General features: G+C 51.7%; 21 protein-coding genes. 18 read left to right on the top strand and 3 right to left on the bottom strand.

What is annotated here, in order from left to right:
• Positions 1 to 181 precede the first annotated feature (181 nt).
• The 5 genes from MES37_RS03335 to MES37_RS03315 are packed head-to-tail and all read left to right on the top strand — an operon-like array spanning position 182 to position 4,492.
• Positions 182 to 1,930: a class I mannose-6-phosphate isomerase gene (locus MES37_RS03335; RefSeq protein ID WP_064543446.1), complete on the top strand. Its 1,749-nt coding sequence runs from the start codon at positions 182 to 184 to the stop codon at positions 1,928 to 1,930.
• A gap of 4 nt (positions 1,931 to 1,934) precedes the next feature.
• A complete protein-coding gene (locus MES37_RS03330; protein ID WP_064543444.1) occupies positions 1,935 to 2,363 on the top strand; it encodes a PTS sugar transporter subunit IIA in 429 nt (142 codons plus the stop codon).
• Between the two features lie 9 nt (positions 2,364 to 2,372).
• Positions 2,373 to 2,867 (top strand): PTS system mannose/fructose/N-acetylgalactosamine-transporter subunit IIB, encoded by a 495-nt coding sequence (locus MES37_RS03325; protein ID WP_064543442.1) that lies wholly within the window; start codon positions 2,373 to 2,375, stop codon positions 2,865 to 2,867.
• A 12-nt stretch (positions 2,868 to 2,879) separates the two neighbouring features.
• Entirely contained in the window at positions 2,880 to 3,677 is a 798-nt protein-coding gene (locus MES37_RS03320) for a PTS mannose/fructose/sorbose/N-acetylgalactosamine transporter subunit IIC (RefSeq protein WP_064513773.1), read from the top strand.
• The gene (locus tag MES37_RS03315; RefSeq protein ID WP_064543441.1) at positions 3,677 to 4,492 is read left to right on the top strand and encodes a PTS system mannose/fructose/sorbose family transporter subunit IID; all 816 of its coding nucleotides are present in this window, start codon (positions 3,677 to 3,679) and stop codon (positions 4,490 to 4,492) included. The genes MES37_RS03320 and MES37_RS03315 overlap by 1 nt, the downstream gene beginning before the upstream one ends.
• Positions 4,493 to 4,573: 81 nt before the next feature.
• Here MES37_RS03315 and MES37_RS03310 read toward each other — a convergent pair whose 3' ends face one another.
• Together MES37_RS03310 and MES37_RS03305 are read right to left on the bottom strand one after the other, a co-directional pair.
• Entirely contained in the window at positions 4,574 to 5,356 is a 783-nt protein-coding gene (locus tag MES37_RS03310) for a glucose-6-phosphate isomerase family protein (RefSeq protein ID WP_064543440.1), read from the bottom strand.
• Complete coding sequence (locus tag MES37_RS03305) at positions 5,349 to 5,912, bottom strand: glucose-6-phosphate isomerase family protein (RefSeq protein ID WP_237930068.1); 564 nt, start codon at positions 5,910 to 5,912, stop codon at positions 5,349 to 5,351. Before MES37_RS03305 ends, MES37_RS03310 begins: the two co-directional genes overlap by 8 nt.
• 211 nt (positions 5,913 to 6,123) lie before the next feature.
• Between MES37_RS03305 and MES37_RS03300 the strand changes: the two genes are divergently transcribed.
• The 9 genes from MES37_RS03300 (at position 6,124) to MES37_RS03260 (ending at position 15,718) form a co-directional block, all read left to right on the top strand.
• Positions 6,124 to 6,855, top strand: coding sequence for a FadR/GntR family transcriptional regulator (locus MES37_RS03300; protein ID WP_064543438.1), 732 nt, complete (start codon positions 6,124 to 6,126; stop codon positions 6,853 to 6,855).
• Between the two features lie 97 nt (positions 6,856 to 6,952).
• The gene (locus MES37_RS03295) at positions 6,953 to 7,855 is read left to right on the top strand and encodes a 2-dehydro-3-deoxygalactonokinase (RefSeq protein WP_133522238.1); all 903 of its coding nucleotides are present in this window, start codon (positions 6,953 to 6,955) and stop codon (positions 7,853 to 7,855) included.
• The gene (locus MES37_RS03290; RefSeq protein WP_237930067.1) at positions 7,852 to 8,499 is read left to right on the top strand and encodes a 2-dehydro-3-deoxy-6-phosphogalactonate aldolase; all 648 of its coding nucleotides are present in this window, start codon (positions 7,852 to 7,854) and stop codon (positions 8,497 to 8,499) included. Before MES37_RS03295 ends, MES37_RS03290 begins: the two co-directional genes overlap by 4 nt.
• A gap of 3 nt (positions 8,500 to 8,502) precedes the next feature.
• Positions 8,503 to 9,372 carry an SMP-30/gluconolactonase/LRE family protein gene (locus MES37_RS03285; protein WP_237930066.1) on the top strand — a complete coding sequence of 290 codons (870 nt, stop codon included), beginning with the start codon at positions 8,503 to 8,505 and terminating at the stop codon, positions 9,370 to 9,372.
• 26 nt (positions 9,373 to 9,398) lie between these two features.
• A complete protein-coding gene (locus tag MES37_RS03280; protein ID WP_064543430.1) occupies positions 9,399 to 10,823 on the top strand; it encodes a sugar porter family MFS transporter in 1,425 nt (474 codons plus the stop codon).
• 53 nt (positions 10,824 to 10,876) lie between these two features.
• Entirely contained in the window at positions 10,877 to 12,277 is a 1,401-nt protein-coding gene (locus MES37_RS03275; protein WP_232886400.1) for an MFS transporter, read from the top strand.
• Positions 12,278 to 12,299: 22 nt separating this feature from the next.
• Positions 12,300 to 14,006, top strand: coding sequence for a dihydroxy-acid dehydratase (ilvD, locus tag MES37_RS03270; protein WP_237930069.1), 1,707 nt, complete (start codon positions 12,300 to 12,302; stop codon positions 14,004 to 14,006).
• Positions 14,006 to 14,911, top strand: coding sequence for a dihydrodipicolinate synthase family protein (locus MES37_RS03265; RefSeq protein ID WP_237930065.1), 906 nt, complete (start codon positions 14,006 to 14,008; stop codon positions 14,909 to 14,911). The genes ilvD and MES37_RS03265 overlap by 1 nt, the downstream gene beginning before the upstream one ends.
• A gap of 24 nt (positions 14,912 to 14,935) precedes the next feature.
• Positions 14,936 to 15,718, top strand: a complete 783-nt coding sequence (locus MES37_RS03260) for an SDR family NAD(P)-dependent oxidoreductase (protein WP_064543424.1) — start codon at positions 14,936 to 14,938, stop codon at positions 15,716 to 15,718.
• 188 nt (positions 15,719 to 15,906) lie between these two features.
• Here MES37_RS03260 and MES37_RS03255 read toward each other — a convergent pair whose 3' ends face one another.
• Positions 15,907 to 16,770 carry a LysR family transcriptional regulator gene (locus MES37_RS03255; RefSeq protein ID WP_064543422.1) on the bottom strand — a complete coding sequence of 288 codons (864 nt, stop codon included), beginning with the start codon at positions 16,768 to 16,770 and terminating at the stop codon, positions 15,907 to 15,909.
• A 247-nt stretch (positions 16,771 to 17,017) separates the two neighbouring features.
• Here MES37_RS03255 and MES37_RS03250 point away from each other — a divergent pair, with 247 nt between their 5' ends.
• From MES37_RS03250 to MES37_RS03235, 4 genes are read left to right on the top strand one after another with little or no spacing between them, the layout of a single operon-like run.
• On the top strand, positions 17,018 to 17,617 hold the full coding sequence (locus tag MES37_RS03250) for a cysteine hydrolase family protein (RefSeq protein WP_064543420.1): 600 nt from the start codon (positions 17,018 to 17,020) through the stop codon (positions 17,615 to 17,617).
• Positions 17,614 to 18,660 carry a hydrogenase expression/formation protein HypE gene (hypE, locus tag MES37_RS03245; protein ID WP_064543418.1) on the top strand — a complete coding sequence of 349 codons (1,047 nt, stop codon included), beginning with the start codon at positions 17,614 to 17,616 and terminating at the stop codon, positions 18,658 to 18,660. The genes MES37_RS03250 and hypE overlap by 4 nt, the downstream gene beginning before the upstream one ends.
• Positions 18,632 to 21,007 carry a carbamoyltransferase HypF gene (hypF, locus tag MES37_RS03240; RefSeq protein WP_064543416.1) on the top strand — a complete coding sequence of 792 codons (2,376 nt, stop codon included), beginning with the start codon at positions 18,632 to 18,634 and terminating at the stop codon, positions 21,005 to 21,007. The genes hypE and hypF overlap by 29 nt, the downstream gene beginning before the upstream one ends.
• Complete coding sequence (locus MES37_RS03235; protein ID WP_232886406.1) at positions 20,997 to 21,731, top strand: HAD family hydrolase; 735 nt, start codon at positions 20,997 to 20,999, stop codon at positions 21,729 to 21,731. The genes hypF and MES37_RS03235 overlap by 11 nt, the downstream gene beginning before the upstream one ends.
• Positions 21,732 to 21,736: the final 5 nt, after the last annotated feature.

Genomic DNA, 21,736 nt, shown 5'->3' with positions numbered 1-21,736 from the left:
ACGTAATTCCCAATAGATTAATCGAATAACCAAAAATTTGCTTATCCACGTGTGAATGCCATCACAGATAACCCAACTTTAGGCAACATCTTAGCAAAAGTGACAGGTTAATCGCGTTTACCACTCTGTTCAAAGACGGTTAATCGATTAATCTTAATCTATCAGAAACAGGGAGAAAACTATGTATCCGGCATCTTATGACAAGTATCCCGAAGTCCGCGTTTCGGGATTTGACCATCAAGCCTGGCAGGGATGGTCTGCCATCAAACATGCAGTAAGCGAGAAACTGACACGCTCAGCGAAAACCGTGCTGGTGATTGACTGCTATCCCGGCGTTGAACTCGACACGCTCCACGCACAATTGATTAGCCAACTGAACCCGCAATGCGTGATTAACGCGGAATCTGCGCGCATCAGTGAACAACATCTGCATGATTTACTGGCCTATAACCTGACGGATGACCGCGTATTCGGCGTACTTTCTTGCCACCAGTTACCTGAGTTTTTCTGCCCCGACAAACTGGCACAAGCGCAGCGTGAAGTCGCTGACATCACATCAGGCCTGGTGGTGGTTTACGGCCCAGGAGCCGCACTAATTCATAGCGGTGATGTGCTGGTGTATGCGGATCTGGCGCGCTGGGAAATCCAGCAGCGTTTTCGCCGTGGCGAACTCGGCAACTGGGGTGCGAATAACACCGATGAAGATATTCTGCGCCGTTACAAGCGTGCCTTTTTCATTGAATGGCGCGTGTTTGACCGCCATAAAACACCGTTGCTGAAGCGTGCGGATTTCCTGCTCGATACCAATAACGCCGAACAACCGGCGATGGTCAGCGGCGAAGCGCTGCGCTGCGCGCTGCAACAAACCACGCAACAACCGTTCCGCGTGGTGCCATTCTTCGACCCAGGCGTCTGGGGCGGGCAATGGATGAAAGATAAATTCGATCTCGATCCCTCAAAGCCAAATTACGCATGGTGTTTTGACTGTGTGCCCGAGGAGAACAGCCTGTTACTGCGTTTTGGTGATGTGCGGATCGAGATCCCCTCTCAGGATCTGGTGTTGCTTTACCCGCGTCCGCTGCTTGGCGAGCGCGTCCATGCCCGTTTTGGTGCGGAGTTCCCGATCCGTTTCGATTTCCTCGATACCATCGGCGGGCAGAATTTAAGCTTCCAGGTTCATCCGGTAACCGAATATATCCAGCAGCATTTCGGCATGCACTACACCCAGGATGAGAGCTATTACATGCTGGAAGCCGAACCGGGTGCGGAAGTGTATCTGGGGACCAAAACAGGTATCAGTCCACAAGAAATGCTCGACGATCTCGCGGCGGCCCAGCGTGGCGAAAAAGCGTTTGATGACGAGAAATTTGTGAATCGTTTTCCGGCGCGTAAACACGATCACTTCCTGATCCCGGCAGGTACCGTGCACTGTTCCGGATCCGGCGCGATGGTGCTGGAAATCAGCGCCACGCCGTACATTTTCACCTTCAAATTGTGGGACTGGGGGCGTTTGGGTCTGGATGGCCTGCCGCGCCCGGTGCATCTGGAACACGGCGCACAAGTGATTGACTGGCAACGCGATACGCAATGGGTGTCCGAACATCTGGTCAACCATTTTGAGTCGATTGCCGCAGGCGATGGCTGGAGTGAAGAACGCACCGGCCTGCATGAACGTGAATTTATCGAAACCCGTCGCCACTGGTTTACTCAACCGGTCACCCACCACACCCACGGCGGCGTCAACGTATTGAATCTGGTTGAAGGCGATGCCGCTCTGGTTGAAAGCCCGCACGGCGCATTCGAACCCTTTGTGGTGCATTACGCCGAAACCTTCATTGTGCCGGCGGCTGTCGGCGAATATCGCATTTCCCCATACGGTTGTGCTGCGGGTCAGCAACTCGCCACCATGAAAGCCTGGGTAAGAGGATAACAAGATGATCAACGTGATTCTGGCAACACATGGCTCGCTTGCCGAAGCATTACTGGCTGGCGGCAAAATGGTCTACGGCGAACTGCCGCATGTTTTCCCCGTGATGCTGACGGAAAACAAGGGCATCAATAGTTTTGGCGATGAGTTTGCCGAAGTGCTGAAACAGGCCGGTAAAGGTGCTGACGGCGTGCTGGTGTTATGCGATTTGCAAAGCGGCACGCCGTGGAATATCGCCTGCCATCATGCATTCGACCCGCAAACGCAGCCACCTATGGCGGTGTTAGGCGGGGTGAATTTCCCGATGGTATTGCTGAGCGATGAAATAAAAGACCTGACCGATGTCGCACAGGCGGCAGAGGTTTTACTGGCAGAAACACACGACACGCTGGTTCAGGCGCAACTGACTGAAACCACACAATCTGATGATTTCTAAGGGGCAACGATGAGTATTTCTTTTGTGCGCATTGACGATCGAGTGATCCACGGCCAGCTGATCACCCGCTGGGCAAAAGAGTTGCCGTGCGATGGGATCGTCGCCATTGATGATGCCGTTGCCGCCGATCCGCTGTTGTCATCGGTGATGAAAGGCGCTGTGCAGGACACCAAAGTCTGGCTGTTTGATACCGCCACCGCGATTGAAAAACTGCCAAAGATCATCGCCAGTGAGAAGCACTATTTTGTGATTGGTAAATCTCCGGTAACGCTAAAACGCATTGAGGAAGCGGGTATCAGCCTGCAAAACAGCAATAAGAAAATCAACGTTGGCCCGATGAGCGCGCGAGCCACCACCACCACCATTGGCCCGAATCAATCTGTGAACCCCGAAGAGATAGCGGCGTTCGACTATCTGCTGCTGCGCGGGCATCAGATTGAATTTCGACTGGTACCTGATGCCAGCAGTTACAGCTGGCAGGATGCTCGACAAAAACTCAAATAAAGGAGTGCATTTATGGCTTTCGAAGCAGCTCTAATCGGCATTCTCTGTTACCTCGGTGCACTTAGCAGCCCATGGCTGCTGGGGTTGACCGGCGGCTGGTATTTAATTACCCGCCCACTGGTTTCAGGGATGCTGGTAGGTTTTATTCTCGGCGATGTGCAAACCGGGATTATCATCGGCGTGGCGGTTCAGGCCGTGTATATCGCGATGGTCACTCCCGGCGGTTCGATGCCTGCGGATCTCAACTTTGTTGCTTTCCCGGCAATCGCACTCGGCATTCTTTCCAATAAAGGCCCGGAAGTGGCTGTGGCGCTGGCAGCGACCATCGGCATTGCGGGTACGGTGTTGTTTAACGCCATGATGGTGCTCAATTCCTGGTGGAACCACCGCGCGGATATTGCGCTGGAGAAAGGCGACGAGCGCGGCGTGTATCTCAACAGTGCTATCTGGCCGCAAGCCACCAATTTCCTGATGCGTTTTATTCCGACGTTTATCGCAGTCTATTTCGGCGCGCAGTACATCAACGCCTTTATGGACAGCCTGCCGCACATCGTTCTTTCCACCATGAACGTGTTGGGCGGGATTCTGCCTGCGGTAGGTATCGCGATTTTGCTTAAGCAAATTATCAAGAATTACAGCATGTTGATTTACTTTCTGGTGGGGTTTATCTGCATTGTTTTCCTGAAGCTAAACATGGTGGCGCTGGTGATTGTCGGCGCGTTGCTGGCACTGATTCACTACAACTACAAACCTGAGCCGCAGGCTGAACGCACAGCCTCCACGCCCGCTGATGATGAGGATGAATTCTGATGGAAGAACGTAAACTCACTCGCCAGGATTTGCGCCGTTGCTGGCGCAGTTGGATGATGTACAACCTTTCGTCCATGAGCTTTGAGCGCCTTGAGTCATTCGGCTTTTGTTTGAGTATGTTGCCGGTGGCGAAAAAGCTCTATCCCGATGACGAACAACGCAAAGAGATGCTCAAACGCCATGCGTCGTTCTACAACACCGAGCCGCAGCTGGGGGCGATCGTCAACGGCATGGTGCTGGGTCTTGAGGAGAAACGCGCCAACGGCGAGCCGATAGACGGCGAAACCATCAACACGCTGAAAGTTGGCCTAATGGGGCCAGTGGCGGGGATTGGTGATTCGATGATACCAGGCATGCTGATCCCGATTCTGTTGAGTATTGGTATGGCGCTGGCGGCGGGCGGCAACATTCTCGGGCCACTGTTTTATTGCGTGGCGTGGCTGGCGATTATTATTCCCGGCTCGTGGTTCCTGTTCCTGAAAGGCTACCGCATGGGGTCAACCTCGGTTGAGATGCTGGTAAGCAGCAAATCAACCCGCCTGCGTGAAGCGCTATCGTTATTAGGCGTGTTCGTGATGGGCGGCGTGGCGGCAAGTTACGTGAAACTCGGCACTGGGCTGGAGTTTGTCACCAAAGATGGCGTGAATATCCATGTGCAGCAGATGCTGGACGGAATTTTCCCTAATCTGCTGCCGCTGTTGGTGGTGATTGGCACCTGGTATTTGATGGCGAAACGCGGTGTGTCACCGGTGAAAGCAATGTTGTTGTTATTGGTGTTGGCGGCGGCGGGTGTGGCTGTGGGGCTGTTCTCGTAAAACATGGTGGATGACGCTGCGCTTATCCCCCCTACGACACCAAACTCGTAGGTCGGGTAAGCGCAGCGTCACCCGACTTTTTTAAGGATGGAACCCCACCCACTTCCCGCTCACCATTCCCGGCTTTGAAATAAACTGAAAACGCGCCGGATCATCAATAAATTGTTGATACAGCGGCGCATCGGTAATCCCAAATTCGGTATATTGGCGTGGCGAGGTCACCTGTAAACGCCCCGGCATATAACGGCGATTATGCTGCCAGGCAATATGCTCATCTTGCAAAAGCGGATACCACGCCAGCCCCTTGTATGCCCGCACCGCATCGTATTCGAAACCATATTCCCGGTCGCACCAGGCACCAAACGTCAGCGGTTCATCCGGCGAGGCAGAAATCGTCGCGTGTGCCCAACCCGGCGGCACCAGCACTTTCTCACCAGGCCCCGCGCAAACCGCAAAACAGCGCCCTGGGTCGTCAGCTACATATTCCTGCATGTAGATAATCGCTTTGCCCTGCCAGATTTCATACAGCTCAGGCGGCGACCAACCGCTGTGTTCACTGATGCGGTGAATATGTCCCTGGCTGCGAATCGGCTCATCGCCCAGGCGGCCAGAAGCGTAAGTCACCACGCCAAACAGCAGCATGCGTTTTTTAAGCTCATCGGTGTCCTGCAAACGCGCCACATCCATCACGATGGCATACACGTCTTCCGGACCATTGCATGCCGGATCGCGCAACGAGGCGCGGATCTGATCGAGTTTACGGATCTCCGGTACGGGGCCAATCACCTCTTCGCCATAGCTAAAGCCCATCGGCTGGTGGTGGATCGCCATATCCAGCCCAAAATTCAGGTGCTGTTCAGCCATTTTGCACCTCTTTGCCGTGAATTTTTCCGTCCTGCAACACCACCCGCTGCGCAAAGCCTTGTGCCAGCGCCGCGTAATCATGCCCGGCGATAGTTGGCCAAACGGCAAGTGCGGAGAGAACTTCAGTTCCGGTGTTAATCAAACGGTGCGCTGTCGCACCTGGAATAATATGCACTGAACCAGGCGAAACCTGCTCAAAGCGCGCTTTTCCCTGCTCATCTTGCAGCAGCAATAAGCCCGTTCCGCGCAGGCCAAAATAGACTTCGCCCTGTTCGCGCCGCTGATGGAAATGCCCGCGCGTCATGTAAAACTCGTCGCCGATTCGCCCCGGATTCAGGTGCGTGGTGCCAGCATAAAGCTCACCTTCGCCCTGCGGAGATTTCAGCATTTCGACCTGATAGATTGCCGTTTCCGGCGGCAATGCTCGCCAGGCGTCGGTATCGTAAAAAACGCCAGCCAGATCGCCTCTACGGGTAACCTTAGTGATGAGATCTTCAGCCGTAAAATGGCCGTTGTGGAATGCCACGCAAGGCGGCATGTTGACAGAAATGTTCATTTTGTTTCTCCGGCCCAAGGAGAACTGCCTAATCAGCATAGCAAGGTTAATCGATTAACCCTAAGCCCTGGCCGGAGAATGTCGATCTGCGTCGCGTTAATTCATTACGGAGCCATGCTCTCTTATCTTTTAAGTACATACAGTGCGATCAAAGTGCGATTAGCTTATTATGTCGCTCATTTCCAGGTTCAGACTTGATCGAGAAAGTGTAATGAAACTCCCACAGGCCAGCATTTCAGAATCCGTCACCCAGCATCTTGCGCGGCGAATTATGCACGGCGATCTTGCACCAGGACTGTCATTGCCTGGCGAGAACGAATTGGCCCTTGAATATGAAGTCTCCCGGACTTCAGTGCGTAACGCACTTCAGGTATTAGCTGCCAAGGGGCTTATCTCGATTCAGGCCAAGAAACGCAGCACGGTGAATAGCCGCGAACTGTGGAGCCTGTTGGATATTGATGTGTTGGGCTGGCTGGCTGAAGGTGAACTTGACCTTAAACTGGTTGAGCAACTGATTGTGACGCGCCTGATTTTCGAGCCTAATGTGGCAACGCTTGCGGCGTTAAACGCCAACGGACACGATCTGGCGGCGATGGAAGATGCGCTCCAGTTAATGCGCAATGGCCAACTAGAAGCACAAAGATCGTTATTCGAAGAAGGCGATATGGCGTTCCACCATGCGTTATTACGCGCCACGCATAATCCCTTTCTTTTAGCCCTTGGCAACGCGCTTTCCGCCGCCATGGCGCTCTCCTTTAAGCAAACGCTGGAAAAAGACGTGCGCCAGACCAAAGCCGCCGTCGACGAACACTACCTGCTATTCGATGCTATCCGCCTGAAAGAAGTCGATAAAGCCCGCCTGCAAATGCGTAATATTTTGCTCAATGCCGCTAAAAAACGCATCTGGCAGGATCGACCGGAAATGTTCGACCACATTATTTGATCCTCATCTGACGTAATTTCGATCTCCCTCACACACTTTGGGTGCTTTTTGTTCTAGCATTCTTGTATTACAAGATTGCATGGTTTGTATTACTTGAATGAAAACTCACTGGATTGCCATCGACTGGGGAACCACCAACTTCCGTGCATTTTTAATGTCCGGTTCGCAGCCTGTTTCCCGAATTAGCCAGCCTTGCGGGTTGTTATCCGTTGAAAAGGGGCAATTTGCCTCGACGCTGCAAACGTTGCTGCACGCGTGGTTAGAAGAGCTCGGCAACCTGCCGATTGTAATGGCAGGAATGGTTGGTTCGCAGCAAGGCTGGCATGAAGTGCCTTATGCACCGCTCCCCTGTCTTGCCGAAGATCTGGCTGCTCGTACGCTGGCTTTCACCACCGACTGGGGCAGCCCGGCGTGGATTATTCCCGGCGCGAACGGCAACAGTCGGTTCTCTCAGCCAGACGTAATGCGCGGTGAAGAAGTACAACTATTAGGCCTGGCGTTGCTGCATCCTGCCAGCCAGCACACCGCCTTGTTGCCCGGCACGCACAGCAAACATGCGCAAATGGTGAATGGTGAAATTACCTCGTTCGCCACCTTTATGAGCGGCGAAATATTCTCGCTGCTGAGCCAACATTCCATTCTCGGGCGTGCGCTGCCAGAACAGCAGGAAGATACCGACGCTTTCTTGTCAGGTGTGAAAGCCGCCCGGCAAGGCGCGCCATTTACCCACTTAATCTTCTCAGCCCGCACCCGCCGCCTGGCCGGCGAAATTGCTGAAACTGGTGTTCACAGCTATTTGTCCGGCTTAACCATTGGCTACGAATTGCAGGCCGTACCCGCCGGGCAACAGGCGTGGCTGGTCGGCAGCCCGTCACTAACCGCCCGCTATCAGCTTGCCGCAGGCGAGTTGGGCCTGAACCTCTCCGCAATTAACGGCGATGACTGTTTTATTCATGGCCTGTGGCACCTCTTTACCCAGCTTCAAGGAAACCCATCATGAGCCCGGAAAATTTCATTGCCCAATGGCAACAAGAGCCGTTACCGCTGGTCGCCATTTTGCGCGGCATCACGCCTGAAGATGCCGTCGAAGCGGCAGAAATCCTGCTCGAGTACGGTTTTCACTATCTTGAAGTGCCGCTGAATAGCCCGTCACCGCTGGAGTCGATTGCTTTGATGCGCAGCGTGGTGGGCGAGCGTGGCTATGTGGGTGCCGGAACGGTGCTGACGGTTGAACAAGTTGATGCGGTAGCCGAATGCGGCGGGCAACTGATTATTTCCCCAAGTTGCTGCCCTGAAGTGATTCGCCGCACGCGCCTGCTCAAGTTGATCAGCATGCCGGGGATCATGACGCCCAGCGAGGCGTTCATCGCGATCGACGCCGGAGCCAGCGCACTGAAGTTGTTCCCGGCGGAGCATGTCAGCCCGGTCGTTACCAAAGCTTTCCGCGCGGTGGTTCCACGCAGTGTCGCCATGCTGCCGGTTGGCGGTATCCAGCCAGACGCCGCACAAATGCGCAGTTACATCCAGGCAGGCGCTAACGGTTTTGGTCTTGGCGGCGGTTTGTATCAGGCCGGTTTGAGCATGCCGACCCTTCGTGAACGTGCCCAGGCTTATCAACACGCCTGGCGCCAGTGCGCGGGCTAAATCATGAATCAGGGTATCGGCGGCAATATCGAGGCAATCGGTGAATATCGTGCGCAGTTGGGTGAAACGCCGGTGTGGTGTCGCCAGAGCGGTTCGCTGTTGTGGGTCGATATCTTGCAAAATCGCCTGTTGCGTTACTGGCCGAATCAAGCCGGAAGCGTTGATGTTCGCCCGATGCCGGTTTTCACCAGCGCGGTGCTGCTGACCTCTGAGCCAGAGATTTTCCTGGTGGTCAGCCAGAGTGGTATCTCGCTGTACAACTACCAAAACCAACAGTCGAGTGCGGTTTGTGCGTGGCCGAATGATGCCCACGGAACACGCCCCAATGAAGCCGCCATTGCGCCTGATGGTTCGCTGTGGTTTAGCACCATGGACCCAACCGCTCAGAAGGCGATTGGCAGCTGGTATCGAGTCTGCGCGGATTCCCCCACGCCTCAGCATTTGCTGGGCGGTTTGGTAGTCCCGAATACCCTGCAATGGATCGGCGAAAACGTCTGGTTTGCCGATTCGTTACGTCACCGTTTTTACCGTGCGACGTTGCAGCCACACGGGCTGCACATCGAACAGGAATACCAGGTCAACGGCATTCCCGATGGCTCGACGCTGACCGAAGATGGCGAACTGATTAACGCTTGCTGGGGAAGTTCCTGCCTGGCGCGCTACCGAATAGACAATCTCCAACTGGTTGAATCTGGCCGCATAGCCTTGCCCGTCAGCCAGCCCAGCAGTTGCACGTTCGGTGGCCCAAATTTATCCGATCTTTACATCACTTCTGCACGAGATGGACTTGCCCGACCCGTCGCCCTGGATGGCGCGGTTTTAAAAATAACAACAACAATTGCAGGCACACCCGCCCGCAAATTCAGGATCTAAAAATCCATAACTTTGAGGCGTTATTAATGAATACGATCTCTTCCCCTACACAGACTAATCGGCAGACTTTACTGGTCTGCTTCCTTGCCGCACTCGCCGGGCTGCTATTTGGCCTCGATATGGGCGTCATCGCCGGCGCACTGCCGTTTATCGCTAGCGAATTTAATCTCAGCAGCCATCACCAGGAAATTGTCGTCAGTATCATGATGTTAGGTGCGGCGCTCGGCGCACTGTGCAGCGGCCCGATGTCATCAACCCTTGGGCGCAAGAAAAGCCTGTTGCTCGGTGCAGTGCTATTTATCGTCGGTTCTGTGGGTTGTGCCGTCGCGCACAGCATGGAAGTGCTCGCGGTATCGCGCTTTATTCTCGGCCTGGCCGTGGGCGTTGCATCGTTTACCGCGCCGCTGTATCTATCTGAAATTGCGCCAGAACGTATTCGTGGCAGCATGATTTCTCTTTATCAGTTGATGATTACGATCGGCATTCTGGCGGCGTTTTTGTCTGATGCGGCATTGAGCGAAGGCGGCCACTGGCGCTGGATGCTGGGCGTTATTACATTCCCGGCGATCATCCTGTTTGTCGGCGTGCTGACACTGCCTGAAAGCCCGCGCTGGCTGGCAATGAAAAACAAGCATGAACTGGCTGGAAAAGTGCTGAAGCTGCTGCGTAACTCCGATAAAGAAGCGCAGGACGAGCTGAATCAAATTCGCGAAAGCGTGAAGATGAAGCAACGCGGTTTGCAGCTTTTCTTGCACAACCCACACTTCCGCCGTTCCACTTACCTCGGTGTACTACTCCAGTTTATGCAGCAATTCACCGGTATGACGGTGATCATGTACTACGCCCCGAAGATCTTTGAGATCGCCGGTTTTGCCACCACCCGCGAACAAATGTGGGGCACGGTAATTGCAGGCTTAACCAACGTGCTGGCAACGTTCATCGCGATTGCTCTGGTTGACCGTTGGGGACGCAAACCTATCCTGAAATTAGGCTTCTCAGGCATGGCCATCTGCATGGGCATTCTCGGTTATATGTTCCATAGCGGTATTTCTAACCCGACCGAGCAATACACCGCCGTTATCGTGTTGCTGGTTTTCATCACCGGTTTTGCGATGAGTGCTGGCCCGTTGATTTGGGTGCTGTGTTCAGAGATCCAGCCGCTCGCCGGGCGCGATTTTGGCGTCACCTGTTCCACGATGGCGAACTGGATCGCCAATATGATCATCGGTGCTACTTTCCTGACGCTGATCGACACCATCGGCAGCCCAAATACCTTCTGGCTGTATGGCGCGCTGAACGTGGTGTGTATTGTGCTGACCCTTCTGTTCATTCCTGAAACCAAAAATATTTCTCTGGAACATATCGAACGCAACTTAATGCGCGGTAATGCGCTGCGCCATATCGGCCAGCCGCAACAGAGCAAGACCAGTAACCCAATCACCACCGAATAAAACAACAACAGGCCTGAGCTCAGAATTCAGGCCCCCTACCTCTGGAGATGACAATGAGTAACATAATCGAGAGTACATCAGCGAATGCGGCCGCTGAATCGCGGGTTTACAGCAAGATAACCCGGCGACTGATTCCGTTTTTGATTTTGTGTTATTTCTTCGCCTATCTGGACCGCGTTAACGTCGGCTTCGCCAAACTGCATATGCAGGATGCGCTGAATTTCAGTGACACGGTGTATGGCCTGGGTGCCGGTATTTTCTTTATCGGCTATTTCCTGTTTGAGATGCCAAGCAACTTGCTGATGCAGAAGTTTGGGCCACGTTTCTGGATTGCCCGCATTATGGCAACCTGGGCGGTGCTCTCAGCAGGCATGATGTTCGTCACCACGCCGACCCAATTCTACGTGGTGCGGTTTTTACTCGGCGTGGCCGAAGCAGGTTTCTTCCCTGGCATCGTGTTTTATCTCACGCTGTGGTTCCCGTCGTGGCGTTCTGCGCGCACCCTGGGGCTGTTTATTCTGGTCACCCCACTTTCAACGATTATCGGTAGCCCGCTGTCCGGACTGATCCTCAAACTTTTTGAAGGCGTTGGCAGCCTGCATAACTGGCAATGGCTGTTTTTGGTTGAAGCGATCCCCTCTTTCCTGCTCGCTTTTGTGGTGCTGCGTTATCTCGATAACGACGTGAAGTCAGCGAAATGGCTGAGCGATGCCGAAAAGCAGGTGGTCATTAACGATCTGGCAAAAGATGAAGCCAACCGCGCGCTGCTCAATAAAGGCAAAGTGGATAGCAGCCTGAAAGGGATGCTGAAAAACGGTTATGTCTGGCTGCTGGCACTGGTGTTTTTCAGCTTCAACATCGGCTATTACGGCATCAACTTCTGGCTGCCTTCGATCATCAAAAGCTCCGGCGTGAATGACGATTTGTATATCGGCCTGCTGGCGGCGCTGCCGTATGTCTTCGGCGCGGCATTTATGGTGTGGAACAGCCGCCACTCTGACCTCAAGCAAGAGCGCCGCTGGCATATCGCCATCCCTGCGCTGGTTGGCTGTATCGGCCTGACGTTAAGCGCGTATTGCAGCGGCTCTACCTTCTGGATGATGGCGTGGATTTGCGTGGCGATGTCCGGCACCCTGGCGCTAATTCCAACCTATATCAGTCTGCCTGGCGCGCTGTTGTCTGGCACTGCCGCCGCTGCGGGTATCGCTTTCGTGAACTCGATTGGCAACCTGGCCGGTTTCTTCGGCCCGACTGTGCTGGGCTGGCTGAAAGATACCACCGGGCGTACAGATATCGGCTTATACATTCTGGCGGGTTTCCTGCTGCTTTGTGTGCCGCTCATCCTGCTTCTGCCTGCACGCCTGGCAAACCCTAAAAAAGTGATAGTTCAACCTGAACAAAGCGGTGTGCAGCCTAATACTGCCCATCAAATCAATGCGGCACCTCGTCGTTAACGAACAAAAAGAGATTGTGAATATGAGCGGATGTGGCGGATGTGCCAGCTGTGGCACGCATTTCAACCCGATCCTCGAAGGTGATGATGGCGCATTGAAACGTGCGCTATACAAATCCATGGGGCATACCGATGAGCAACTGCGCAAACCGGTAATTGCCGTGGTGAACAGTTATACCAATGCTACGGCGGGCCATGCCAACCTGAATGAGCTGACGGCAAAAGTGCTGGAAGGTATCGACGAAGCCGGTGGCGTGGGCATGGTGTTTGGCACCATCGCGCCGTGTGACGGTATCGCCGAAGGGCATTTGGGGATGCGTTATATCCTCGCCGCCCGCGAAGTGATTACCGCGTCTATCGAAGTGATGATGCGCGCTCACCGTTTTGACGGCATGGTGCTGCTTGGCTCATGCGACAAAATCGTTCCGGCGATGTTAATGGCGGCGGCGCGTTTAGATATACCGGCGATTATGGTTAACGGCGGGCCAATGTATCCGGCTGAATATAAAGGTAAACACTGGGACGGCAATATCGTCACTGAAGCCATTGGCTGGAAGATGCGCGGTGAAATCAGCGAAGAAGAGTTTGCCCATATCGAGAATATTGCCGAGCCAGGCCCTGGCTCCTGCACCATGTACGGCACCGCGAATACCATGTGCTGCATTGGTGAAGTATTGGGTATGAGTTTGCCGGGCAGCAGTACGCTGCCTGCGGTATCGCAAGAACGCCGCGATTGCGCCGTAGAAACCGGCCGTCAGGCGGTGGAACTGGTGCTCAATGGCGTGAATGCGCGCCAGATTATTACCGCGCAATCCATTCATAACGCGATGGTTTATTTGCTGGCAACCGGCGGTTCAACCAATGCAATTTTGCATCTACAAGCCATTTATTACGAAGCCGAGCTAGGCCATCTGCCGCTGTCCGCTTTTGATGAGCTCAGCCACCGTGTGCCGCTGGTGGCCTCGCTGTATCCGGCATCCGAGCACGACATGATCGACTTCTGGGAAGCCGGTGGCGTGCAGGCGGTGGAAGTGGAAATCAGCAAACTGATGCACCTGGATGCGCTGACCGTTGCCGGTAAAACTAAAGCCCAGTTGCTTGCCGACACTAAACGCAGTTGCCGCCCGGAAGTGATTCACACGCTGGCTATTCCGGTGCGTAACGAAGCGGGTGTCGCCGTGCTGCATGGCAACCTTTCGCCGCTGGGTTGCGTAGTCAAACCGGCTGCCGTTCCGGAAAACCTGATGGTGTTCCGTGGCCCTGCGGTGGTGTTCAACAGCGAGCAGGAATCCGTAGAAGCGATTATGTCCGGCCAGATTCAGCCCGGCAGCGTGCTGGTGCTGCGCTACGAAGGCCCGAAAGGCGGGCCGGGGATGCCGGAAATGTATAAGCCGATGAAATCGCTGGAAGGCATGGGGCTTTCTGATACTTGCGCGTTGATTACCGACGGGCGTTTTTCTGGTTCCAACCGTGGGCTGTTCGTCGGCCATATCTCGCCAGAAGCGGTAGATGGCGGTGAGTTAGGGCTGGTGGAAAACGGCGATGAAATCTCAATTGATATTCCATCACGCTTGCTGACGCTGCATGTGGCGGAAGAAGTGCTGGCAACACGCCGTGAAAACTGGCAGCCGGTGAACAAAGAAGTGCCACGCGGCTTCTTACGTTTGTATCGCCGCTGGGCGCTGCCTGCCGCGCAAGGCGCGGTGCTGGCTGATCGGGAGGAAGACTGATGACTAAGCACTATACGGCGCAAGACATCGGTGGCGTGAATCCCATTACCGCGATGCCGTTTACGCCGGCGGGTGAAATTGACGAACATAGTTTTGTGCGCCTGCTGGAGCATCTTTCCACCAGCGGAGCGCAAGGCACCACGCTGTTTGGCATCGCCAGTGAATTCCCGAAATTGCACGATCAGGAACGCGATCGGCTGGCACAAATGTTTGTCTCGACGCTGGCAGGAAGCCCGCTTTATCGGGCGATGTCGGTGACCGATCACAGCACTGAGCTGGCGATAAAACGTGCGCGTGACTACGCCAAATTAGGTGTGGATGCGCTGATGCTACTGCCACCGTTCTTCCTTAGCCCTAATCCACAGGCCATTCAGGAACATATTATTGCCGTGCTGGAAGCGGTGGATATTCCGGTCATGGTTCAGTACGCGCCGGGTGAAACCGGCCTGCCGATTACGCCGGAACAACTGGCAGTGGTCGCAGACCGCTACCCGCATGCGGTATTCAAAATCGAGTGTAACCCGCCCGTAGACTACACCCGCGAGTTTCTGAAACTGGCACCACAGGCCAGCGTGCTGAACGGTTATGCCGGGCTGTATATGCTGCAAATGCTGGCGGCAGGCGGAAAAGGTGTGATGCCGGGTTGTTCGTTTACCGAGGTTTATGTGCGGATTTACCAGCACTGGCAACGGGGCGAAACGGCGCAAGCCGAAGCGTTACATCAGGCGTTGTTGCCGTATATCCAGCGCTGGATGACGCACTGCGAATACATCATTCAGGTTGAGAAAAACCTGCTGCAACGACGTGGGATTATTGCCAGCGATTATTGCCGCAAGCCGGGCTGGCAGCTTTCTACGGAAGACCATCAGACCCTTGATCGCTTCCTGAACGAATTCCAACTCTAAGCTTAGCTTTTTGAGGTTAACGAAATGAGCAGTCAAAAATCAGCACGCGTTGTGATTGTTACCGGAACCAGCCAGGGTATCGGCCAGGCCATTGCACAGACCTTTCTGAGCAATGGCGATATTGTTATCGGTTGTGCTTTTTCAGCGCTGGAAAGAGCGCCAAATGCCCAAAAAATGCTGGCTGAATATCCCGAACGCTATTTCTATTTTTCCGTCGACGTGACCAAAACGGAGTCTATTAAGCAATTCGTTATTGATGCCGAAAAGCTTTTTGGGCGCATTGATGTGGTGGTGTCTAACGCCGGTAAAAACGTCTTTAAAGGGATCGATTGTGAAGAGAGCGATTGGGCGCATAACTTCGATCTGAATTTGCGGTCGCACTGGTATCTGGCGAAATGCGCCCGCCCGGCGCTGCAAAAAAGCAAAGGGACGATCCTGGTGATCACCTCGAATCATGCGTTTTCAACCATGCCTGGCTGCGCGCCGTATAACATCAGCAAGCGCGCCCTGCTTTCACTGGTGCAAAGCCTGACTATCGAATGGGGGCCAGAAATTCGCACCGTGGGTATCGCGCCTGGTTTTATCGACACCGACGGCAATCAGGTCTGGTTTGACTCGCATGCCGATGGCAAAGCCGCCCGCGACAAAACTATTCGCAAACACCCGGTAGGCCGCATTGGGCGTGCCGAGGAAGTCGGCGATTTGTGCCTGTTCTTATCCAGCGATAAAGCCGGGTTTATTGCCGGAACGACAATTGTGATGGATGGCGGGCGCAGTGCGATTATGCAGGATGAGGACGATGCGTAAGGAAAAAGGGGAGCAAATGCTCCCCTTTTGGGATTGATTGCACACTTTGCTGGAATATAAACCAGGAAGATCTGCATATTATCGAAAATTTTATCGTTGATTACCCACGTGGAATTTAGGGACACGGCACTATGCTTGATGCTATAAAATAATTTTTTCAGCTTATTATTTTATATAACGATGATTAATTACTCTTGAAATACAATCTGTAAAAACTTATCCCTTAGCACGTTCTGAATTTGTGGATTCCACGCGATACCAATCTGCCATCCACTGTGCCTGGCTTCAAGTTGTACCAGCGTTACTCCAGTTGGCAGAAAATGACTGACACTTTGCGGTAGTAAAGCAACGCCATTACCTCCGGCAATTAGTGCGAGCAAGCTATGAATATCATCAGTAGCTAATGTAGAACTGGCCGTAAGATTATTTTCTTTGAGAAAAGAGTCAACTTGTCCAGCCAAACAAGGTTCACGAAGTGAATTAACTTGCAATAGTTGGTACCTATTCAGTAAATGCTGAATATTTGAGCTATCAACCCTTGTCCCCGAGGGAACTGCCAGCACTAATTTTTCTTCCATTAATACGGTGGCCCTAAGTGGATGGGCTACTGGCAAACGGATAAACCCAGCCTGTAGTTGCCCCTCTAACAGCATTCGGGATTGCACGCTGGACGGAATATTGCTGAGAGATACTTCAGCATTCGGATGTTGCTCACGAAGAATATTTACACATGCTGGTGCAATTTGAAATGAGGATATACCAAAACCAAGCGCCAATTTATTCAGATCAAGTTTCTGTATATTAAGGGCATGTATCAGAAATTCGTCATACTGCTTTAATAAGTCACCGGCACAGGGATAAAGTTGCTTTCCAGAAATTGTTAATTTTGCGCCGTAACGTCCTCGCTGAAAAAGACTTGTGCCTAGCAAATGCTCCAGAGCCTGAATCTGTTTAGTTAATGTTGGTTGAGTAAGATAGAGAATTTCCGACGCAGCATGATAGTTCCCCGTATCGGCCAACGTAATGAATGCACGCAGCAGTTTGATATCCATTCTAACCTTCTATCAAAATACAAAAAATTGGAATTATACAGCTGACCATTGTTAGTGGCATGGTGAGTAATATAACTCATAAACAAGGGAACATGTTACGAGGAAGTGTATTTGAAATTATTGTTTAAAGTAATGCTAACCCGAAAGCCACATTCATTATTATCCTGAATATATTATTACCAAATTTATTGGTCTAAAGGAAATAATTGTATCTACTGATAGCTTATACACATAAAGGAATATGAATATGTCAAATGTTGCCGTACTCACCAATGATTTACAGTACGAATTTACCTACAAAATAACGACTGACGCGCAAGAACTCGAACGTAAGCTGAAGCAATTCAACATGTTTCTTGACGGTATTCGGAAAGCAGGTCAATTGGTCATACATTTACAACTCATCCATGACCCTAATGACCCAGCGGTACAACGCCGATACCAAAATCGCGCGGCGGGAATTCCAGCGATTGCAGGCACACCAGGCAATCAGCTGATCGATATTATTCACCACCCCTCAGATCTGGTTGTTGTCAAAAGCCGAGATAGCGGATTTTTCGAAACCGAGTTGGATAACACGCTCCAGAGACTCGGAGTCAAAACCGTAGTCGTTACCGGGCTACAAACCCATGTTTGCGTCCAGACTACAGCCGCAGATGCATTCTTTAGAGGCTATAACGTCTGGGTCCCTGATGACTGCGTATTTTCACCGACGACAGAAGATACTGATCGCGCACTTGAGTGGCTCGCAGGATATTGCGCAACCGTAGCACCTTCTACAGAAATTCTCTCTTTGCTGAATAAAAGTGATGATCTCCCAGAGCGCGGTACAGGGAGTCGAGCATGAGTAAAGCTAACGTACAGACTCCTCAGGTTAGTCGTTCGCAGGAAATTGTGGTTCTGGATCACGGCACTGGCGCAAAGCTTAGTCGTGAGCTTGTGGAGGAAATAGCTGAGACTTTAGGTGACGCTTATCTTGGTACCATGGAAGACAGTGCATTACTAGAGTTACCCTCTAACCGCATTGCATTCACTACGGATTCTTTTGTAGTGACTCCACTTATCTTCGGAAATGGTGACATTGGTAAAATTGCCGTATGCGGCACCGTGAATGATCTGGCGGTAAGTGGTGCTCGCCCGCTCTACATCACACTGAGCCTTATTATCGAAGAGGGTATGCCAATATCTGAACTGCTCAAAATAATTGAGTCAGTTCGTGAAACAGCTCATTCAGCAGGAGTCAAGATCGTCGCTGGTGACACGAAGGTTGTGGGAAAAGGAGAAGCTGACAGACTTTTCATCAATACTGCTGGCATCGGGGTAATGAGACACCACTCACTTTCTATCCGCAACGTTCGTCCCGGGCAAAAAATCATCCTTAGCGGCTACATCGGAAATCATTCTATTCACCTTCTATCAATTCGCGAAGGCCTGGGCTTTGAACGTAAGGTTTTGAGCGATTGCGCACCACTTAATCATATGATTGATAACGTATTGAATAACGTGCCGGCCGGCAAGATTGCTTCAATGCGCGACGTTACTCGCGGTGGCCTATCTGCGGTGCTGCATGAGCATGCGCGTGCGACAAATTGTGCGATTCGTTTTAGTAAACTAGCACTGCCAGTACTTCCGGAGGCCGCTATGGCTGCCGACATGCTAGGTGTGAATGTGATTAATCTGGCCAATGAAGGTTGTTTATGTCTCTTTGTCGAACCCGACGTAGCGGATAAGGTTTTAGAGTTGCTGCATGAAGATCCTTGCGGAAAAGAGGCAAAAATTATTGGTGAAGTTGAAGCTTTCTCTCAGCCGGTTGTTCAAATGGTGGAATCGGATGGCTCCCTGACAACAATCGAGGAACTTTATGGTGCTGAACTTCCCAGACTCTGCTGAAAAATTGGCATTACTTCAAACACGCCGTTATCGAGTTTGTGGGATTGTACAAGGGGTCGGTTTCCGGCCTTTTGTTCATCGTCTGGCACGTACTCATCGCATCACTGGATGGGTTCTCAACGATTCAGAAGGGGTGTTGCTCGAATTACAAGCGCCTTCAGACGCTATCAAAAATTTCATTACTGAGTTGGAATTAGATCCACCACCTCTGGCTAAAATTATCGACGTCTTCGAAGTACAGATTGACGAAATTGCACCTAATTATCATAGCTTTGATATTCGTAAGAGTCAGGATCTTGCGAATATGAACACCATCATCCCGCCTGACTCAAACGTTTGTGAAGACTGTTTGCGGGAAATGCGCGATCCTGGCGATCGTCGTTACCGTTATGCATTCATTAATTGTACTAATTGTGGACCACGCTACTCAATCATCCTTGGCATGCCATATGACCGGTCCAAAAGTACTATGCGTGCATTTGCGATGTGCCCAGAATGTAATCGTGAATATATTGATATTGAAGATCGTCGTTACCATGCTCAACCAAATGCGTGCCAGTCTTGCGGACCACATCTTCAGCTAACTGATAAAGCAGGGAATTCAATTATCACTGATGATGTGGTGCGCTATGTCATATCCAGATTACGTGAAGGGGCTATTGTTGCTATCAAAAGTCTCGGTGGATTTCACTTAGTTGTTGATGCCAGCAACGAAGCTGCAGTACGGGAACTACGGCGTCGCAAACACCGAGATGCAAAACCCTTCGCTGTGATGGTTGCTAACACACTCAGCGCTGCTAGCTGGGTATTAATAAACCAGCATGATGAAGAGCTTCTTGAAAGCGTCCAAAGGCCCATAGTGCTTTTGCGTAAACATCCAACAGCAATCTCTTTATTGGAAGAGATCGCCCCTCGTAATCCAAACTTAGGAGTGATGCTCCCATCCACACCATTGCAACATCTACTGCTTGAAGATCCTGCTCTACCTGTTTTGGTCATGACCAGTGGTAATCTTTCCGGGCATCCTATTGTGTTCGAAAACCCTATAGCTATTGAACAATTAGGAGAGATTGCAGACTACTTTGTACTGAATGATCGAGACATCCGTACGCGTATAGATGATTCTGTAGTCCGTGGAATAGTCCTTGAAGGAAAGAATGTACCTCAAGTATTTTTTCTTCGCCGCTCGCGAGGCTTTGCTCCATACCCTATTCATTTACCTTATTCAGTTGGTTCGGTGATAGCTCTTGGTGCTGAGCTAAAAACGACCGTTAGCATCAGTAAGGGCAAGCAAGTATTCATCAGCCAGCATATTGGCGATCTGAAAAATGATGCAACATTCCGGTCACACATCGACTGCGCCAGGCACATGCAAGAACTATTGGGAGTAAAAGCAGGAACGCTTGCCTGCGATCTGCATCCTGCATTCCGCTCGACTCGAAATGCTATCGAACAATCAGAGATACGTGTCGTCCAAGTCCAGCATCACCATGCTCACATGGTTTCCTGCATGGCAGAAAACGGACTTTCAGGCCAAACAATCGGAGTAGTTTTCGACGGCACCGGCTATGGCACTGACGGAACGATCTGGGGTGGAGAATTCCTTCTTGGAGATGCTGAAGGATTCACACGCGTTGGACATTTGCGACCAATGCTTCTGCTTGGTGGCGATAAAGCAGTGGAAGAGCCAATCCGCATCGCCATTTCACTTCTTGTAGAAGCATTTGGTGAAAATCTGACAAAAATTGATATACCCGCTATTAACGCCCTCTCTGAACAAAGACGTGAAATATTTTCCAAAATGGCCATAAAAAAGATTAACTCCCCAACGACCTCCAGCATGGGTCGTTTATTCGATGGTATTTCCTCACTGATGGGCATCTGCACCGAAGTCGAGTATGAAGGACAGGCTGCAATCGAAATGGAAGCACTATTACAGCGTGACTTTCATATGGCCAGGCCACTTGAGTATATTGTTGAAAATAATGAAGGTTGTCTGGTAGTGGACTATCGACCTCTTATCAGAGAATTGGCGCACCAGTTGAGTCAACCAATCCCCGATATATCTGAGCTGAGCCGACGCTTCCACTCTACGGTTGTAGATATCATCTGTGAAGTTTGTTTACGCCTTATTAAGCAATTTGGAATAAAGCAAATTGTGTTGAGCGGTGGCGTTTTTTGTAATGAATTCATTCTGGTAAATACCTTAAATAGCCTGGAGGCGCACGGAATAAAACCGTATTTTCATCAATTAGTTCCCACTAATGATGGCGGTATTTCATTGGGACAAGTGGTTGTCGCCGCTGCTCAAGTTAAGCGTGAAACACAGCATAATAATGGAGATTAAAAATATGGTTGAGCTTACAGAAAAGGTTGGGGCAGTTCTGTTTGACATGGACGGCGTTCTTATCGACTCAAAAGCTGTTATCGAGCAAGGATGGCGTGAGGCAGCCCAGATGTACGGGCGCCAGATCACTGAAGCAGAAATCATCAAACATATACATGGCCAGCCTGGCCCACATACCATCCGGGCCCTTTTCCATGATTTGCCTCTTTCGGATCAACAAAAAATCCAGGCACACATCATACATGTTGAAAATACCGCCGACTGCGAACCTATTCCTGGTGTCGCAGAGCTTATCGCATCGCTAAGTTCGGCTGGAATTACAGTTGGTATCGTGACTAGCGGCTGGCGCTACAAAATTGATCGTGTTATTGCCCTACTCCGAGCAGAGTCATGTATCTCCGTGATCGTTGAACGAGATGATGTCGCTCGTGGTAAGCCGTTCCCCGATCCTTATCTACTCGCGGCCGAACGCTTGGGCATTTCTCCCAGTAAAACTGTCGTTTTCGAGGACTCAAAAAGTGGAGTAACTTCCGCTGTCGCCGCAGGAGCTTATTGTGTCGGTATTGGGGAAGAGGATCTTATGCCATGCGGAGCAAAACTGATTATCCCTGACTTTCGGGATGTAAAATTAATGACCTACGGGTCGGAAGGGTCCTTCCTTTCATTCTGTCCTGGGCGCGAGGTCTTCATACAGCGACTATCAGACTTAAAGGGCTATTCCTGATTAGA

The organism is Buttiauxella sp. S19-1 (assembly GCF_022134725.1).
Lineage (GTDB): Bacteria > Pseudomonadota > Gammaproteobacteria > Enterobacterales > Enterobacteriaceae > Buttiauxella > Buttiauxella ferragutiae.
The sequence above is the reverse complement of the archived record's forward strand: the minus strand, read 5'-3'. Positions and strand labels throughout refer to the sequence as shown.

What these genes read in the sequence shown, in the direction of transcription:
- MES37_RS03275 (WP_232886400.1), top strand. Translation starts at nt 10,877, where the DNA reads ATGAGTAACATAATCGAGAGTACATCAGCGAATGCGGCCGCTGAATCG.
- MES37_RS03330 (WP_064543444.1), top strand. Translation starts at nt 1,935, where the DNA reads ATGATCAACGTGATTCTGGCAACACATGGCTCGCTTGCCGAAGCATTA.
- hypF (WP_064543416.1), top strand. Translation starts at nt 18,632, where the DNA reads ATGGTGCTGAACTTCCCAGACTCTGCTGAAAAATTGGCATTACTTCAA.
- MES37_RS03255 (WP_064543422.1), bottom strand. Translation starts at nt 16,770, where the DNA reads ATGGATATCAAACTGCTGCGTGCATTCATTACGTTGGCCGATACGGGG.
- MES37_RS03290 (WP_237930067.1), top strand. Translation starts at nt 7,852, where the DNA reads ATGAGCCCGGAAAATTTCATTGCCCAATGGCAACAAGAGCCGTTACCG.
- MES37_RS03280 (WP_064543430.1), top strand. Translation starts at nt 9,399, where the DNA reads ATGAATACGATCTCTTCCCCTACACAGACTAATCGGCAGACTTTACTG.
- MES37_RS03285 (WP_237930066.1), top strand. Translation starts at nt 8,503, where the DNA reads ATGAATCAGGGTATCGGCGGCAATATCGAGGCAATCGGTGAATATCGT.
- hypE (WP_064543418.1), top strand. Translation starts at nt 17,614, where the DNA reads ATGAGTAAAGCTAACGTACAGACTCCTCAGGTTAGTCGTTCGCAGGAA.
- MES37_RS03305 (WP_237930068.1), bottom strand. Translation starts at nt 5,912, where the DNA reads ATGAACATTTCTGTCAACATGCCGCCTTGCGTGGCATTCCACAACGGC.
- ilvD (WP_237930069.1), top strand. Translation starts at nt 12,300, where the DNA reads ATGAGCGGATGTGGCGGATGTGCCAGCTGTGGCACGCATTTCAACCCG.
- MES37_RS03295 (WP_133522238.1), top strand. Translation starts at nt 6,953, where the DNA reads ATGAAAACTCACTGGATTGCCATCGACTGGGGAACCACCAACTTCCGT.
- MES37_RS03335 (WP_064543446.1), top strand. Translation starts at nt 182, where the DNA reads ATGTATCCGGCATCTTATGACAAGTATCCCGAAGTCCGCGTTTCGGGA.
- MES37_RS03325 (WP_064543442.1), top strand. Translation starts at nt 2,373, where the DNA reads ATGAGTATTTCTTTTGTGCGCATTGACGATCGAGTGATCCACGGCCAG.
- MES37_RS03310 (WP_064543440.1), bottom strand. Translation starts at nt 5,356, where the DNA reads ATGGCTGAACAGCACCTGAATTTTGGGCTGGATATGGCGATCCACCAC.
- MES37_RS03260 (WP_064543424.1), top strand. Translation starts at nt 14,936, where the DNA reads ATGAGCAGTCAAAAATCAGCACGCGTTGTGATTGTTACCGGAACCAGC.
- MES37_RS03235 (WP_232886406.1), top strand. Translation starts at nt 20,997, where the DNA reads ATGGAGATTAAAAATATGGTTGAGCTTACAGAAAAGGTTGGGGCAGTT.
- MES37_RS03320 (WP_064513773.1), top strand. Translation starts at nt 2,880, where the DNA reads ATGGCTTTCGAAGCAGCTCTAATCGGCATTCTCTGTTACCTCGGTGCA.
- MES37_RS03250 (WP_064543420.1), top strand. Translation starts at nt 17,018, where the DNA reads ATGTCAAATGTTGCCGTACTCACCAATGATTTACAGTACGAATTTACC.
- MES37_RS03315 (WP_064543441.1), top strand. Translation starts at nt 3,677, where the DNA reads ATGGAAGAACGTAAACTCACTCGCCAGGATTTGCGCCGTTGCTGGCGC.
- MES37_RS03300 (WP_064543438.1), top strand. Translation starts at nt 6,124, where the DNA reads ATGAAACTCCCACAGGCCAGCATTTCAGAATCCGTCACCCAGCATCTT.
- MES37_RS03265 (WP_237930065.1), top strand. Translation starts at nt 14,006, where the DNA reads ATGACTAAGCACTATACGGCGCAAGACATCGGTGGCGTGAATCCCATT.